Source organism: Microbacterium sp. bgisy203 (genome assembly GCF_965345155.1).
In the GTDB taxonomy this organism is placed as follows: Bacteria; Actinomycetota; Actinomycetes; order Actinomycetales; family Microbacteriaceae; genus Microbacterium.
In genome coordinates, this window is sequence record NZ_CBDRLZ010000001.1 from 116,693 (window position 1) to 131,788 (window position 15,096).

The 15,096-nt window shown below is 70.7% G+C and carries 12 protein-coding genes, 2 tRNA genes and 1 other RNA gene; 7 read left to right on the forward strand and 8 right to left on the reverse strand.

Annotated features, from left to right (window positions below; all coding sequences use genetic code 11):
- Positions 1–47 precede the first annotated feature (47 nt).
- The 3 genes from rnpB to ACRVYW_RS00550 all read right to left on the reverse strand — a co-directional run bounded on the left by rnpB (position 48) and on the right by ACRVYW_RS00550 (position 2,933).
- An RNA gene (gene rnpB / locus ACRVYW_RS00540) (RNase P RNA component class A) lies at positions 48–421 on the reverse strand.
- 36 nt (positions 422–457) lie between these two features.
- A complete protein-coding gene (locus ACRVYW_RS00545) occupies positions 458–2,188 on the reverse strand; it encodes a bifunctional 3'-5' exonuclease/DNA polymerase (RefSeq protein ID WP_431800688.1) in 1,731 nt (576 codons plus the stop codon).
- Between the two features lie 13 nt (positions 2,189–2,201).
- The gene (locus ACRVYW_RS00550; protein ID WP_431800690.1) at positions 2,202–2,933 is read right to left on the reverse strand and encodes a zinc ribbon domain-containing protein; all 732 of its coding nucleotides are present in this window, start codon (positions 2,931–2,933) and stop codon (positions 2,202–2,204) included.
- A 121-nt stretch (positions 2,934–3,054) separates the two neighbouring features.
- On the opposite strand from ACRVYW_RS00550, the gene ACRVYW_RS00555 reads away from it, so the two are divergent.
- The 7 genes from ACRVYW_RS00555 to ACRVYW_RS00585 all read left to right on the forward strand — a co-directional run bounded on the left by ACRVYW_RS00555 (position 3,055) and on the right by ACRVYW_RS00585 (position 10,874).
- Positions 3,055–3,127 (forward strand) — tRNA-Val (locus ACRVYW_RS00555).
- 142 nt (positions 3,128–3,269) lie between these two features.
- Positions 3,270–5,999, forward strand: coding sequence for a pyruvate dehydrogenase (acetyl-transferring), homodimeric type (gene aceE / locus ACRVYW_RS00560; protein ID WP_431800692.1), 2,730 nt, complete (start codon positions 3,270–3,272; stop codon positions 5,997–5,999).
- An 8-nt stretch (positions 6,000–6,007) separates the two neighbouring features.
- Positions 6,008–7,222, forward strand: coding sequence for a PucR family transcriptional regulator (locus ACRVYW_RS00565; protein ID WP_431800694.1), 1,215 nt, complete (start codon positions 6,008–6,010; stop codon positions 7,220–7,222).
- Between the two features lie 82 nt (positions 7,223–7,304).
- A complete protein-coding gene (locus ACRVYW_RS00570; protein WP_431800696.1) occupies positions 7,305–8,228 on the forward strand; it encodes an ACP S-malonyltransferase in 924 nt (307 codons plus the stop codon).
- A complete protein-coding gene (locus ACRVYW_RS00575; RefSeq protein WP_431800698.1) occupies positions 8,225–9,226 on the forward strand; it encodes a beta-ketoacyl-ACP synthase III in 1,002 nt (333 codons plus the stop codon). Before ACRVYW_RS00570 ends, ACRVYW_RS00575 begins: the two co-directional genes overlap by 4 nt.
- 90 nt (positions 9,227–9,316) lie before the next feature.
- Positions 9,317–9,565 carry an acyl carrier protein gene (locus ACRVYW_RS00580; RefSeq protein WP_005049448.1) on the forward strand — a complete coding sequence of 83 codons (249 nt, stop codon included), beginning with the start codon at positions 9,317–9,319 and terminating at the stop codon, positions 9,563–9,565.
- A gap of 70 nt (positions 9,566–9,635) precedes the next feature.
- Positions 9,636–10,874, forward strand: coding sequence for a beta-ketoacyl-[acyl-carrier-protein] synthase family protein (locus ACRVYW_RS00585; RefSeq protein ID WP_431800701.1), 1,239 nt, complete (start codon positions 9,636–9,638; stop codon positions 10,872–10,874).
- Between the two features lie 177 nt (positions 10,875–11,051).
- On the opposite strand, the gene ACRVYW_RS00590 is transcribed toward ACRVYW_RS00585, so the two are convergent.
- From ACRVYW_RS00590 to ACRVYW_RS00610, 5 genes are all read right to left on the reverse strand, one after another.
- Entirely contained in the window at positions 11,052–11,564 is a 513-nt protein-coding gene (locus ACRVYW_RS00590) for a DUF3145 domain-containing protein (RefSeq protein ID WP_431800703.1), read from the reverse strand.
- 467 nt (positions 11,565–12,031) lie between these two features.
- A complete protein-coding gene (locus ACRVYW_RS00595) occupies positions 12,032–13,441 on the reverse strand; it encodes a type II toxin-antitoxin system HipA family toxin (RefSeq protein ID WP_431800705.1) in 1,410 nt (469 codons plus the stop codon).
- A complete protein-coding gene (locus ACRVYW_RS00600; protein WP_431800707.1) occupies positions 13,438–13,653 on the reverse strand; it encodes a helix-turn-helix domain-containing protein in 216 nt (71 codons plus the stop codon). The genes ACRVYW_RS00595 and ACRVYW_RS00600 overlap by 4 nt, the downstream gene beginning before the upstream one ends.
- A 226-nt stretch (positions 13,654–13,879) precedes the next feature.
- Positions 13,880–13,953: transfer RNA gene (locus ACRVYW_RS00605), tRNA-Ile, on the reverse strand.
- A 26-nt stretch (positions 13,954–13,979) separates the two neighbouring features.
- Positions 13,980–15,089 (reverse strand): DMT family transporter, encoded by a 1,110-nt coding sequence (locus ACRVYW_RS00610; protein ID WP_431800709.1) that lies wholly within the window; start codon positions 15,087–15,089, stop codon positions 13,980–13,982.
- Positions 15,090–15,096 lie beyond the last annotated feature (7 nt).

The following is a 15,096-nucleotide window of genomic DNA, read 5'->3' on the forward strand; positions in this document are numbered from 1 at the left end:
GCGCGGCTCGCCGCACAGGAGGGCTGAGACGGTGCGGGTCGAGAAGGCGAATGGGCCGGCCTGTACGCCGGGTTCTGTCCGGGGGCCTCGGACGGTGAGTCCGAAGCCCCGTGGACGGTCATCTCTCTCGGCGACACGTTGCCGTGCCGCTCCAGCGGTCTACCCGGGGACTCGGCGGGCCGCGTCGGCATCCCCTGTCTGACCTTGCTCCGGGCGAGGTTTACCGTGCGGGTCGTGTCACCACGACCCCGGTGGTCTCTTACACCACCCTTTCACCCTTACCGACTCGCGTCGGCGGTCTGCTCTCTGTGGCACTGTCTCGCGGATCACTCCGGGTGGGTGTTACCCACCGCCCTGCCCTGTGGAGCCCGGACGTTCCTCGGTGCGGGCGAACCCGCAACGCGACCGTCCAGCCGACCCATTCGCGCGCTCGAGTCTACGCGGGAGCGCGGGCCGCTCACTTCGCGGCGTCGTCGGTGATGCGCAGATCCAGCGGAAAGTCGATCGGGAAGCGGCCGAACAGCAGCGTCGCGGCGTTCGCGGCGGAGCGCGCGACCGCCTCGGCGACCTCGTTCGCCTGGTCGGTCGGCGTGTGCACGATGATCTCGTCGTGCAGGAAGAAGCACAGGTGCGGACGGCGTGAGAAGGCGGCGCCGGATGCCGCGGCAGCACTGCTCGGGGAGGTTTCGGGCATCGCGAGGAGCGCTCCCCGCAGATCGGCGAGCCACGCGAGTGCCCACTCCGCTGCGGTCCCCTGCACGACGAAGTTGCGCGTGAACCGCCCGCGGTCGCGCGCGGACCGCCGCGCCGAGCTCTGGTCGGCGGCCGTCGCCTCGGGGGCTCCCGCGCGGCTCTGCGTCTCGCGCCAGTCGGCGGAGGACGCCGGGCTCGTGCGGCCGAGCCAGGTGCGGACGGTGCCGCCCGCCTCCCCCGCCCGGGCGGCGTCGTCGACGAGGCCCATCGCGCGCGGATACGTGCGGCGCAGTGCGGGCACGAGGCGTCCGCTGTCGCCGGTCGTCGCGCCGTACATGGCTCCGAGCATCGCGATCTTCGCGTCGGCGCGGGTGGGCACCGCACCGCCCGCGACGATGCCCTCGTAGAGGTCGCGTCCCCGCGCCGCGTCGGCGAGGGCGGTGTCGCCGGACATCGCCGCGAGCACGCGCGGTTCGAGCTGGGCGACGTCGGCGACGACGAGTGTCCAGCCCGGGTCGGCCCGCACGGCGGCGCGCAGCTGGCGGGGCAGTTGGAGCGCGCCCCCGCCTGATGACGCCCAGCGGCCGGTGACGACGCCGCCCGGCACGTAGACGGGGCGGAACCGGCCGCCCCCCGCCCACTCGTCGAGCCACGCCCAGCCGTTCGCGCTCGCCAGGCGCGTGAGCTTCTTGTACTGCAGGAGCGGGGCGATGACCGGGTGGTCGTACTCTGCCAGCTCCCACCGGCTGGTGGATGCCGCGGTCACCCCGACCCGGTGGAGGCTCCGCAGGAGCTTCGGCTGCGAATCGAGGCTCGCGGCCGGGTCGCCGAGCGCGGTGCGGATCGCGGCTGCGAGCTCCTGGACGCGGGGCGCGTGCGTGCCCGGCGCGGGCCGCGCTCCGAGAGTTCGCTCGAGGATCTCCTCGTGCACGGCCCGGCTCCACGGAAGCCCCGCCGCGTGCATCTCCTCCGCAAGGAGCGCGCCCGCCGACTCTGCGGCGAGCAGAAGGCGCAGCCGACCGGGCTCCGACGTCTCCGCGACAGCGCGCTCCTCGCGCCGGAATTCGGCGAGCACGGCGTCGATGTCGTCGGGGACGCCGACCCGACCGGATGCCTCCCCCAGGTCGAACAGCGCGGGCGCGGCCGCGGTGGTCGGCGCGGAAGGCGGGGCATCCCACTCCTCGGCAGCGCGGAGATCGTGCGCGTCGGTGACGAGGTCGCTCGCGCGGAGGATCGCGTGGCTGAGCCTCAGGTCATGACACCGCGCGACGATCACGCCGGCGGCGAGGAGCGCCTGGTACCAGCGCGTCGTGTCGCTCCACACCCAGCGTGCGGGCACGTCGTCGGCGGATGCCTCGATCTCGGCGACGAGCGTCGCCCAGGCGTGGGCGGGCACGCGCCGTCGTGCGAGCTCGCCGAGATCGGCGGCCACCTCGACGATGACGATCTCCTCGCCGTCGCGTCCCACCGCCCGCCAGCGCGGACGCGCGGTCACGGCCGCCGTCGGATCACAGCCCGGACTCGGCGGTGCGGACGAGGATCGCGCCGCACTCGGGGCAGGTCACCACGTCGTCGTCGGCCGCTTGGCGGAGCGACGACAGGTCGGTGCCGGAAAGAACCATGTGGCACGCCCCGCAGGTGCGAGCGCGGAGGAGCCCGGCACCGACGCCGCGCGCGGCGATGCGGTCGTACACCGCGAGCAGGTCGCCGGGGACCCGCTCGGCGATCGCGGCGCGGTCGCGGGTCGCCGACTCCCACGTCGCAGTCGCACCGGCGACGGCGGCCTTCCCCTCGGCGCTGACCCGCGCACCCTCGTCGTTGGTGGCCGCGATGACGGCTTCCTGCGCGGCGACCGCGGCATCGGCGGCCTCGAGCCGCTCCATGATCTCGAGCTCGGCGTCTTCGAGCGCACTCTTGCGCGCGGCGAGCGAGGCGAGTTCGTGCTCGAGCCCCTGGGCCTCCTTGACGTTCGAGGTCGCGGCCAGGCGCTCGGTGTCGCGCGCCGCACGGGCGTCGACGAGGGCGACGTCTGACTCGAGGCGGGCGAGCTCGGCGCGGGCGTCGTCGCGGTCGCCGAGAAGAGTCGTGAGCTCCGCGGACTGCGCCTGCCGCTGTGCGACGAGCTCGGTCACCCGGGCGCCCTGCGGGGGGTTCCGCCGCGCGGTGTCGGCGGCGCGGATCGTGCCGTCGAGGCGGGCGAGGTCGATCAGAAGGAGCTGGTCGGCGGGGCGAGCTTTCACGAGACCAACCTACCGCGCGCCGCCCGCAGCGGTCCGGCCACAGCCGCACCATCTTCCGCGGCGCCGCCGACAGCGGTACGGGACGTCGCCGCTCCGCCGGGATCGTAGACTCGAGGGATCAGGGCCTTTAGCTCAGCTGGTAGAGCGCCACGTTTACACCGTGGATGTCGTCGGTTCGATCCCGGCAGGGCCCACCGCTTTCTCCCGCTCCTCGGCGAGCCCGTCGGGTCCGGATGTGACTAGGCTGATCCAGGATGCGTTGTCGCCGCCTCACAAAGCCGCGCGCATTCTCAGCCCCGAACCTGGCATGATCTGCCAGACGACGAAAGGTCTCCCGTGACGGTCAACGATCAGGATCCGTATTCGCAGGGTCCCCAGGACAGCGACCCAGAAGAGACGGCGGAGTGGGCGGAATCGCTCGACCAGCTGGTTCAGGCGAAGGGCGCAGGGCGTGGCCGCGAGATCATGCTGAGCCTGCTGAACAAGTCGCACGAGCTGCAGCTCAACGTGCCGCAGGTGCCGGTCACCGACTACATCAACACGATCGCCCCCGAGAACGAGCCCGACTTCCCCGGTGACGAGGAGCTCGAGCGACGCTATCGCCGCTGGATCCGCTGGAACGCCGCCGTCACGGTGCACCGCGCCCAGCGCCCCGGCATCGGCGTGGGTGGCCACATCTCGACGTACGCCTCGTCGGCATCCCTTTACGAAGTCGGCTTCAACCACTTCTTCCGCGGTCCCGACCACCCCGGCGGAGGCGACCAGATCTTCATCCAGGGGCACGCCTCCCCCGGCATCTACGCGCGCTCGTTCCTCGAGGGGCGTCTCTCCGCCGACCAGCTCGACGGCTTCCGCCAGGAGAAGTCGAAGGCGCCGCTCGGCCTTCCGTCCTACCCGCACCCCCGGCTCATGCCGGAGTACTGGCAGTTCCCGACGGTGTCGATGGGTCTCGGACCGATCAACGCCATCTACCAGGCGATGACCAACAAGTACCTCACCAACCGGGGCATCAAGGACGTCTCGGGTTCGCACGTGTGGGCGTTCCTCGGCGACGGCGAGATGGACGAGGTCGAAAGCCGCGGTCAGCTCCAGGTGGCCGCCAACGAGGGTCTCGACAATCTCACCTTCGTCGTCAACGCGAACCTGCAGCGTCTCGACGGCCCGGTGCGCGGCAACGGCAAGATCATCCAGGAGCTCGAGGCGTTCTTCCGCGGCGCGGGCTGGAACGTCATCAAGGTCGTCTGGGGCCGCGGCTGGGACCAGCTCCTCCAGCAGGACCACGACGGCGCGCTCGTGCGCCTGATGAACACCACTCCCGACGGCGACTTCCAGACGTACCGCGCCGAGGACGGCAAGTTCATCCGCGACCACTTCTTCGGGCGCGACGAGCGTACCGCCGCGATGGTGAAGGACCTCTCCGACGACTACATCTGGGGCGGCCTGCGCCGCGGCGGTCTCGACTACCAGAAGCTCTACGCGGCCTACAAGGCGGCGACCGAGCACAAGGGGCAGCCGACCGTCATCCTCGCCAAGACGATCAAGGGCTACGGGCTCGGGCATCACTTCGAGGGGCGGAACGCCACGCACCAGATGAAGAAGATGACGCTCGATGACCTGAAGCACTTCCGCGACTCGATGCGCATTCCGATCAGCGACGCGCAGCTCGAGGAGAACCCGTACCTGCCGCCGTACTTCCACCCGGGCGCCGAGGACGAGACGATCCAGTACATGGTCGAGCGACGCCGTGCGCTCGGCGGCTTCCTGCCGGAGCGCCGCACGCACCACGTGCCGATCACCCTCCCCGATGACAGCGCCTACTCGCTGCCGAAGAAGGGGTCGGGCACCCAGGAGATCGCGACGACGATGGCCTTCGTGCGCCTCCTGAAGGACCTGCTCCGCTCGAAGGACTTCGGCAACCGCATCGTCCCGATCATCCCCGACGAGGCGCGCACGTTCGGTGTGGATGCCTTCTTCCCCACCGCCAAGATCTACAACCCGCACGGCCAGAACTACACGTCGGTCGACCGCGACCTGCTGCTCGCCTACAAGGAGAGCCCGCAGGGCCAGATCATGCACGTCGGCATCAACGAGGCGGGCGCCGTCGCCGCGTTCACCGGCACGGGTACGGCGTACGCGACGCACGGCGAGCCGCTCATCCCGGTGTACCTCTTCTACTCGATGTTCGGCTTCCAGCGCACGGGCGACGCCCAGTGGGCGGCCGCCGACCAGATGGCGCGCGGGTTCTTCATGGCCGCCACCGCCGGGCGTACGACGCTCACCGGGGAGGGCCTGCAGCACGCCGACGGGCACTCGCATCTGCTGGCATCCACCAACACCGCGACGATCTCCTACGACCCCGCCTACGGGTACGAGATCGCCCACATCGTGCGGTCTGGTCTCGAGCGGATGTACGGCGGGAACCATCCCGACCCGAACGTCACGTACTACGTGACGTTGTACAACGAGCCGATCATCCAACCCGCCGAGCCCGAGGGTGTCGACGTCGAGGGCATCGTGCGCGGCCTCCACCGCATCTCCGAGGGCGAAGGCGAAGGCCCTCGCGTTCAGCTGTTCGGGTCGGGTGTCGCGGTGCCGTGGGTGCTCGAGGCGCAGCAGCTGCTGAAGGATGACTGGGGCGTCGTCGCCGATGTCTGGTCGGTCACGAGCTGGACGGAGCTGCGCCGCGACGGGCTCACCGCCGACGAGCACAACTTCCTGCACCCGGCCGACGAGCCGCGCACGGCCTACCTCACCGACAAGCTCGCCGGCACCGAGGGCCCCGTCGTCGCGGTCAGCGACTACATGCACGCGGTGCAGGACCAGATCCGGCAGTGGGTGCCGCGCCGGTATGCGACGCTCGGCGCCGATGGTTTCGGCTTCTCCGATACGCGGGCCGCGGCACGCCGCTTCTTCAAGATCGACGGTCCGTCCGTCGTCGTGCGCGCCCTGCAGGCGCTCGCGGAGGACGGCGTCGTCGATCGTCACCTCTCGGCGCAGGCGATCGAGAAGTACCGCCTGCACGACGTGACCGCCGGCACCACCGGGAACGCCGGCGGCGAGAGCTGATCGACTCGATGCCCGCCCGCCCCACCCCGCAGGAGAAGGCGGAGACCCTCGCCTGGCTGCGACGGATCTCCGGAGACCTCGCGACGACGACGATCAAGCGGCTCGAAGAGACGCTGCCGTGGTACGCCGACATGCCGCCGGCACGGCGATCGGCGGTGGGACTTGTGGCGCAGGCGGGCATCGCCTCGTTCATCCAGTGGTACGAGGACCCCACCTCGACACCCTGGATCGCGGCCGACATCTTCGCGGCGGCGCCGCGTGAGCTGCTCCGGAGCGTCAGCCTGACGCAGACGCTGCAGCTCATCCGCGTGACGGTCGCCGTCACCGAGGAGCGCGTCGCGGGCCGCGCGGAGGACCTGCGCGAGAGCATCCTGCTGTTCTCGCGCGAGGTCGCCTTCGCCTCCGCCGACGTGTACGCGCGGGCCGCCGAGGCGCGTGGACTCTGGGACGCGCGCCTCGAGGCCCTCGTCGTCGACTCGATCCTCACGGGCGAGGCCGACGAGGAGCTGCCGAGCCGCATCGCCGCCCTCGGGTGGCACGGCCACGGCGAGGTCGCGGTGCTCGTGGGCACCACTCCCCCCCAGCTCGACGTCGATCAGCTGCGCCGCCTCGCGCGCAAACTCGGCGTCGACGTCCTCATCGGCGTGCAGGGGTCGCGGCTCGTGCTCGTCATCGGTCGTGCTGACGCACCCGTGGGCGACGAGGCCCCGGCGGAGCTGGCGTTCATCGACATCGCCAAGCGACTGGAGCCGGGCTTCGGGGCGGGGCACCTCGTGCTCGGGCCGACCGTGCCGGCGCTGATCGACGCGAGCCAGAGCGCTCGGGCCGCCCTGGCCGGATTCGCGGTCGCGGGAGCCTGGCGCAATGCGCCTCGTCCGGTCGAGGCCGACGATCTCCTCCCCGAGCGTGCGCTCGCGGGCGATTCCGCCGCGAAGGCGACGCTCGTCGAGCGCATCTACCGCCCCCTGCTGGCGCACTCCTCCGATCTGGTCACGACGCTGTGGGCCTACCTCGACAACGGACGCTCCCTCGAGGCGACGGCGCGAGAGCTGTTCGTGCACCCGAACACCGTGCGCTATCGCCTGAAGCGCGTCTCCGACGTGATCGGTTGGGACGCGACGGGACCGCGCGAGGCGCTCATCCTGCAGACCGCGCTCATCATCGGCTCCATCGGCACGGAGGTCACCCGGCGGCGGTCGGCGGGCGCGCGCCGAGCGGGTTGATTGTGGGACACACACAGAGCATTCCGGCTTTGTTGTGACACCACCCCCAGCGCGCGGCGCGAGATCTTGGCAGGATAGAGCAGTGATCATCACCGTCTTCCCCGGACAGGGCTCGCAGACCCCCGGGTTCCTCACCCCGTGGCTCGCCGTCGACGGCGTCCGCGAGCGGCTCGAGCGCTACTCCGCCGACAGCGGCGTCGACCTCATCGCCGCCGGCACGGAGTGGGATGCCGACCGCATCCGCGACACGCAGGTCGCCCAACCCCTCATCGTCGCCGCGAGTCTCGTCTCGTACGCGGCGCTGCTCGAGACGGCGGACGGGACGACGCCGGGAGGCGTCGCGGGCCACTCCGTCGGCGAGGTCGCGGCGCTGGTCGCCGCCGGCGTCCTGACCGACGACGAGGGGATGCGCCTCGTCGGCATCCGCGGTCGAGCGATGGCCGAGGCCGCCGCCGCGGCCGAGACGGGCATGAGCGCGATCATCGGCGGAGACCGGGATGCCGTGCTCGCCCGCCTCGACGAGCTCGGTCTCACCCCTGCGAACCACAACGGCGCCGGTCAGATCGTCGCCGCGGGCGCTCTCGACTCTCTCGCGGCGCTCGCGGAGAGCCCCGTCGCCGGCACACGGGTCATTCCGCTGCAGGTCGCGGGAGCATTCCACACTTCGTACATGGCTCCCGCCGTCGATACGTTGCGCGCGGCGGCCACGGAGGTCGAGGCATCCGAGCCCGCTCTCACGCTCTGGACCAACAGCGACGGATCGACCGTCGCGGACGGACGCGCCGCGCTCGACCTCCTGGTCGCGCAGGTCGCCTCGCCGGTCCGATGGGATCTCGACATGGAGTCCTTCGCGGCGCATGAGGTGACGGGCATCATCGAACTCGCGCCCGCGGGCACCCTCGTCGGACTCGCCAAGCGCGCGCTGCGCGGCGTGCCGACCGTCGCGGTCAAGACGCCCGACGACCTGGCGGCCGCGGCCGCTCTGCTGACAGGAGAAGACGCGTGACCGCCACCCTGACCCAGTCCACCGGAGCGGCGCACACCCGCATCTACTCGTACGGCGCCGCGCGCGGTGAGAACGCCGTGCCCAACGACGACCTCGTGGGTCCCATCGACTCGAGCGACGAGTGGATCCGCCAGCGCACCGGCATCGTCACCCGCACCCGCGCGAACGCCGAGACCTCCGCGCTCGACCTCGCGGCCGAGGCCGGCGCCGAGGCGATCGCCCGCTCGGGGGTCGCCGCCGACCAGATCGACGCCGTCATCGTCGCGACGATCTCGAACCCGCGGCAGACCCCGTCGATGTCGGCGGTCGTCGCCGACCGCGTGGGGGCGAACCCCGCCGCCGCGTACGACCTCAACGCCGCCTGCGCCGGCTTCGCCTACGGCGTCGCGCAGGCCGATGCCCTCATCCGCTCCGGCGCGGCACACTACGCCCTCGTCATCGGCGCCGAGAAGCTCAGCGACGTCGTCGACCCGACCGACCGGTCGATCTCCTTCCTCCTCGGCGACGGTGCCGGCGCGGTGGTCGTCGGCCCGAGCGACACCCCGGGCATCGGACCCACCGTGTGGGGCTCGGACGGCTCCAAAGCCGACGCCGTCGGCATGGACCACACCCTCATCGAGTTCCGCGACGGCACCGCGCCGTGGCCGACCCTCCGTCAGGAGGGGCCGACCGTGTTCCGCTGGGCCGTGTGGGAGATGGTCAAGGTCGCCCGTAAGGCCCTCGAGGCAGCGGGCGTCGAGGCATCCGATCTGGCGGCCTTCGTGCCGCACCAGGCGAACATGCGCATCATTGACGAGTTCGCCAAGCAGCTGGGCCTGCCCGAGACCGTCGTCATCGGACGCGACATCGAGACGACGGGGAACACCTCCGCCGCCTCGATCCCCCTCGCCACCCACCGTCTGCTCGAGGAGCACCCCGAGCTCAGCGGCGGCCTGGCCCTCCAGATCGGCTTCGGCGCAGGACTCGTGTTCGGCGCGCAGGTCGTCGTGCTCCCGTGAGGGTGCGCACCCCGCACCTAGACTGAACCCCGACCCGGGCAGGGCTCCTGCCCGAACCACCCGATACACCGCCAACACAAGGAGAATCCCATGGCATTCAGCAACGACGAGGTCCTCGCCGGGCTCGCCGAGCTCATCACCGACGAGACGGGCATCTCGGCCGACGAGGTCGCGCTCGAGAAGTCGTTCACCGACGACCTCGACATCGACTCGATCTCGATGATGACGATCGTCGTGAACGCCGAGGAGAAGTTCGGCGTCACGATTCCCGACGAAGAGGTCAAGAACCTCAAGACCGTCGGCGACGCCGTCACCTTCATCACCACCAACCAGGCCTGAGCACCGCTCTCCTGACACCCGCCCCCCGGTGGGGGCTGCCACGCCCCCACCGGAGCAGCACGAGGACATCATGAGCACTCCCCGCATCGTCGTCACCGGCATCGGCGCTTCGAGCCCCATCGGCGGCACGGCCCCTGACAGCTGGTCGGCACTCCTGGCCGGCGCGTCGGGCGCCCGCACCCTCGAGTACGACTGGGTCGAGGAGTACAGCCTGCCGGTGACGTTCGCCGCGCAGGCGGCCGTCCGGCCCGACACCGTCCTCGAGCGCCCCGTCGCCAAGCGCCTCGACCCGTCGTCGCAGTTCGCGATGGTCGCCGCGCTCGAGGCCTGGGAGGACGCCGGAAGCCCCGAGGTCGATCCCGAGCGGCTGGGTGTCGACTTCGCGACCGGCATCGGCGGACTCTGGACGCTGCTGGATGCCTGGGACACCCTGCGCGAGAAGGGTCCGCGCCGAGTGCTCCCCATGACCGTCCCGATGCTCATGCCGAACGCGGCCGCGGGGAACCTCTCGCTCCACTTCAATGCGCGCGCCTATGCCCGCACCGTGGCGAGCGCGTGCGCCTCGAGCACCGAGTCGATCGTCAACGCGATCGAGCACCTCCGCGACGGACTGGCCGACGTCGTCATCGCCGGTGGCACCGAATCGGTCATCCACCCCGTGACGATCGCGTCGTTCTCCTCCATGCAGGCGCTCTCCAAGCGCAACGACGACCCGGCGACCGCGTCGCGGCCTGGCAGCATCGATCGCGACGGCTTCGTCATGGGCGAGGGCGCCGGCGTCCTCATCCTGGAGACCGAGGAGCACGCGCGCGCCCGCGGTGCGAAGATCTACGCCTCCGTCGTCGGCGGCGGCGTGACGGCAGACTCGTACCACATCACCGCCAACGATCCCGAGGGGACGGGCGCGGCTCGAGCCGTCCGCCAGGCCCTCGAGATGGCGGGGGCCTCCCCCGACGACGTCACGCACGTCAACGCCCATCTGACGTCCACGCCCGTCGGCGACCCCAACGAGTACACCGCGCTGAAGGGCGTGTTCGGCGACCGGGTCGAGGAGATTCCGGTGTCGGGCACCAAGGCATCCACCGGTCACCTCCTGGGCGGCACGGGTGCGCTCGAGGCGATCTTCACCGTTCTGGCCCTGCGTGACCGCCTCGCGCCGCCGACCATCAACCTCACCGAGCAGGACCCGGCGGTCCCCTTCCGTCTTTCGGGCGAGCCGATGCCGTTGGGCTCGGGCGACCAGCTCGCGATCAGCAACTCGTTCGGATTCGGCGGGCACAACGCGGTCGTCGCGTTCGCCTCGGTCTGATCGAGCGACCTAGCGCCCGCACGTCCGCACGCGTGACAGACGCCCCCGGATCCTGGCGGATCGCGGGGGCGTCTGTCGTGTCAGGAGCGATGCGCTCTCTCGGTGTCCGGGAAGCCGTCCGAAGCCGGTACCGGCGCCTCACCTCCTGAGTCTGTGCGGGGGTCGCGGCCGACGGGGTCAGCCGACCTTGTGGAGCCAGACGACGGGCGCGTCGTCGCTCGCGTGACGGAACGGCTCGAGCTCCTCATCCCAGGCGGCCCCGAGCGCGACCTGCAGCTCGCGCTGCAGCTCCGTCATGTCACCGGCGGCGATCTCCATCGCGTAGCGGATGCGGTCTTCGCCGATGACGACGTTGCCGGCGGTGTCGGTCTGCGCGAAGTGGATGCCGAGCCCGGGGGTGTGCAGCCAGCGCCCGCCGTCGGAGCGCGGGGTCGGGTCTTCGCTCACCTCGAACCGCAGGTGCTCCCAGCCGCGGATCGCCGTCGCGAGGGCAGCCCCGGTACCGACCGGGCCCTCCCAGTAGAACTCCGCGCGGCGACTTCCGGCGAGCACCGGCTGGTCGGCCCAATCGAAGTTCACCGCGCGCCCGAGGGCGCGCCCGACCGCCCACTCGAGGTGGGGGCACAACGCTCGCGGCGCGGAGTGGATGAAGATCACTCCGCGCGCCAGTGTGGTCGACGTCGTCGCCATCGTTCTCTCCGTTTCTTCAGGTACGTCTTCCCCTACGACCTGAACGGACCGACCCGTGGCGACTATGCAGTTGCGTGTGCGGTTATGGGGCCATTATGACCGACCGAGGCCCGGAATGACAACTGTGTGATTCCGGATCTCGTCACGGTAGGGCGGGTAGGACTTGAACCCACGATCGTCGGTCTGCGGCTCAGCCTTCGATCTGCCCTGACCCCGCCCGCCCGCGCGCACGACGGCGACGCCGGCTTCGACTTGTGTGGCAACGAGCATGTCTTCCTCGAGGTGGGCGCCCACGCCCTCGTCTGCACCGGTGTCTCGATCGCACCCCTGCCGGCACCGCGGAGCACCCGGCGATCGCCGGGGCGCTGGATCGTGCGTCGGTTCTCGGCGCCGACGATGAGGTCGAGGCGGCCGCGTTCGGCTTCTACGGTCAGGGCGTCCAGTCCGTGCGCGTCGCACGCCGCGCGTTACCGGAGCGCGTCGCTCGGCGGTGTGTTCCGCCGCTTCGCGAACGACCCTGAGTTGGAGGCGGCGCTCGTCTTCCCTCGCGGCTGAGAGATCCTCTGACGAGTCTCGGTCGGCGCGCTGAGGGTGGAGCGCTCCGCACGGTCCAGCTCACGCCGCAGGCGCGCGGCACGGTCAGCGGCCTCGTCGACGATCCGGGCGGCAAACTCGGCGTCCCCGTCGGTCAGGTCGGCATCCGCGGCCGCATCGGAGTAGGCGTCTGCGAGGCCGTCGACGATGCGGGACGCCTCGCCGCGTACCCACTCGTCGTCGAACCCGCCCCTCGCGCCCTCATCGAAGAGGTGGCGCGGTTCGATCTCGTGCTGAAGGTAGTGCTTCCCCATCGACATCGCCAGCTTCGCCTTGCGGTTGTTGATGTCCGGGTACGGCAGGGCGGTCGTGATGTCGTAGAGGGGCGCGAGCCTGGGACCTGCGTCTGCGTCATGCAGCAGTGAATAGTTCTTCGCGTGAGCGTCGGTGCCGAGCGCCGCCCAGTTGAACAGGACCGCCTCGAAGAACCTGTTCGCGCTCCCCCGGTCACGTCCGCGCGCGGACCGAATGATCTGCGTCACCCGCTGGAACCCCGGTCCGCCCTGGTTCTGGTACTTCACAGACGGGTGGATGCCCGTGGCCTGCGCCATGTCCTCCTGGTGGATGCGACGCACCGTGCCGTCGGCATCGACCGTCCGGTCGTACCGCTCGACGACGATCACGGTCTCTTCCTCGAACCGTTCGATCGCGGATCCCGCAACCTCGAGCCCCAGCCGCCCTGCGGCGGACAGGGACAGGTGCTCGTTGAGGTCGCCGCGGTCAAGACCGCGGATGCCCGGTTTGAAGATGTGTGTGGATGCGGCACGCCCCGTCGGTACAGCCCACCCGTCACCGGACCGCGCGAGCGCGAACTTCGACTGCGCACCAGCGAGCGAGAAGTAGCCGTCGCCGTGCCCAGCGATCAGCCACGCTTCCGGGTCATCGCGTAGCAGCCGAATGTGCGCGGCGATCTCGGCCGTCGAGATCGGGTCGAGCGCACCGGCCGCATCGAGGGTCGGAGCGTCCTGCACGCTCAGCTGCACCGCGCCCGCGGTGTCCATCCCGACATGTTCGAGGAGCGCCATGGGATTGCGGAGACTGACCTGGAATCGCTGCCCCCACCGCTCCAGGACAGCCTCGCTGTCCGGCAGGAGGTTCCAGAGGAAGTTCGCCGGCGCGTGCCCCTCATGGTGCTGGCGGCTCTTCGGCATCGACAGCGACAGCTCCATGCGTCGAGCGCCGCGACGCCAGTCGTCGTCGAAGGTGAAGTCGACCCGGCCGCCGTCGCTCGCGAAACGGCCGACGCGGCGACCGTCGATGTAGGCGGTCAGCGCGGTGCTCACGGGGCCGCCGTCAGGTCGATGTCGAGGCGGAGTTCGTCGGCCAGGCGGACAAGATGTCCGATGGTCGCGGTGGCCGCACGGCCGCCCTCGAACCCGACAACCCACTGGCGGCTCGTGCCGATGCGCTCAGCGAGCTGCGCCTGCGTGAGCCCCAGCTCGACGCGGCGGTCCCGCATGATGTTGCCGAAGTCGACTTCGGTGACAGCAATCATGCTCACCTCCCGTGTCCGTCAAGCCTGACACGATCAGGCATGTCCGTCAAGACTGACATGGGCTTTGCGTGTCAGGTTTCTCTGACGCTCACATACCCGGCGGGGATCCGCCCGGCGCTGTCCTCCACCCAGGACGTGGACCTGGACCGGCCGCTTCCCAGGTGTGCTCTCAGCTCATTCATCGCAATCTCCCGCGTACTTCCACGGGAGAACGGGAGATCAGTCGTAGGGCGGGTGGGACTTGAACCCACGATCGTCGGGTTATGAGCCCGCTGCCTTGACCAGCTTGGCCACCGCCCCGCGCCGGAAGCCCGGCGAGAGAGAGTTTACCGGGGTCGGTCGCCGTCGCCCGCCTCGCTGGCCTTCGAGCCCGGTTCGCGGTCGCGGACCGGTGGGTCGGGCCACACCCGCGCGACGGCGTCGGTGAGACGCTCCGAGTTCGACCGCGGTGTGTCTCCGTCGGTGCCGGAGCTCCCGCGGGTGATGGGCAGCTCCTGGCTGTTGCTGACCACCTCCGGGTGGTAGCGCGCGAGCTGGAACACACCGACGACCGCGAGCGCCCCGGCGAGGGCGAAGCCGACGTAGGCGAGCCACGGGGCGTGCTCGGCCTCGCGCAGCACGATGAGGCCGATGAGCACCGCGACGATCGGGTCGATGACGGTGAGCCCCGCGATCACGAGGTCGGGCGGGCCGGAGGCGTAGGCGGTCTGCACGAAGTACGCCCCGATCGCGGTGCCCGCGATGAGGGCGACGACGCAGATCACCGTGAGCCACTCGACGTCGCCCGAGTTGATGCGACTGATGACGACCTTCGCGAGGGTGGCCACGAAGCCGTACATGACGCCGGCGGCGCAGATGTAGAAGAGCGCGCCGATGCGGCCGCGCCGCCAGACCCACAGCCCCGTCAGGGTCAGGGCGACGACGGCGAGGATGACCAGGATGATGAGGATCTGCTGGTCGCTCACGGGCGTCTCGGTCGCGTAGATGGCCGCGATCGTCACGAAGAAGAGGATGCCGGCGATGCACAGCACGATCGCGAGCAACGAGCGCCTCGTCGGCTTGTGACCGCTGATCCGCGCGTTCAGGAGCGTCGTCAGCACGAGGGAGACGGCGCCCAGCGGCTGGACCAGGATGAGCGGTGCGAAGGAGAGGGCGGCGAGCTGGCAGACGATCGCAAGGCCCAGCATGACGGTGCCCGCGACCCACGAGGGCCGACGCAGGAGGTTCCAGATCTGGGCCCCGGTGAGCCCCGAGCCGCCGTCGGTCTTGGTGAGCCGCTCGACCTTCTGCACGCCCCGGTGCTGGTACTGCGCACCGAAGGACATGAACACCGCGCCGAGGAGGGCGAGCGGGATGCCGATGAGGATCGCGGGGTCCTTGAAAACGCCGACCAGCTGGTCGGTGACGTCATCGAGTGACAGGCCCACGGCATCCACCCTCCGA

Bases quoted from the DNA above. Each gene is read 5' to 3' on its own strand.
- ACRVYW_RS00590 (WP_431800703.1), bottom strand. From the start codon at position 11,564: ATGGCGACGACGTCGACCACACTGGCGCGCGGAGTGATCTTCATCCAC.
- ACRVYW_RS00600 (WP_431800707.1), bottom strand. From the start codon at position 13,653: ATGATTGCTGTCACCGAAGTCGACTTCGGCAACATCATGCGGGACCGC.
- ACRVYW_RS00585 (WP_431800701.1), top strand. From the start codon at position 9,636: ATGAGCACTCCCCGCATCGTCGTCACCGGCATCGGCGCTTCGAGCCCC.
- ACRVYW_RS00580 (WP_005049448.1), top strand. From the start codon at position 9,317: ATGGCATTCAGCAACGACGAGGTCCTCGCCGGGCTCGCCGAGCTCATC.
- ACRVYW_RS00565 (WP_431800694.1), top strand. From the start codon at position 6,008: ATGCCCGCCCGCCCCACCCCGCAGGAGAAGGCGGAGACCCTCGCCTGG.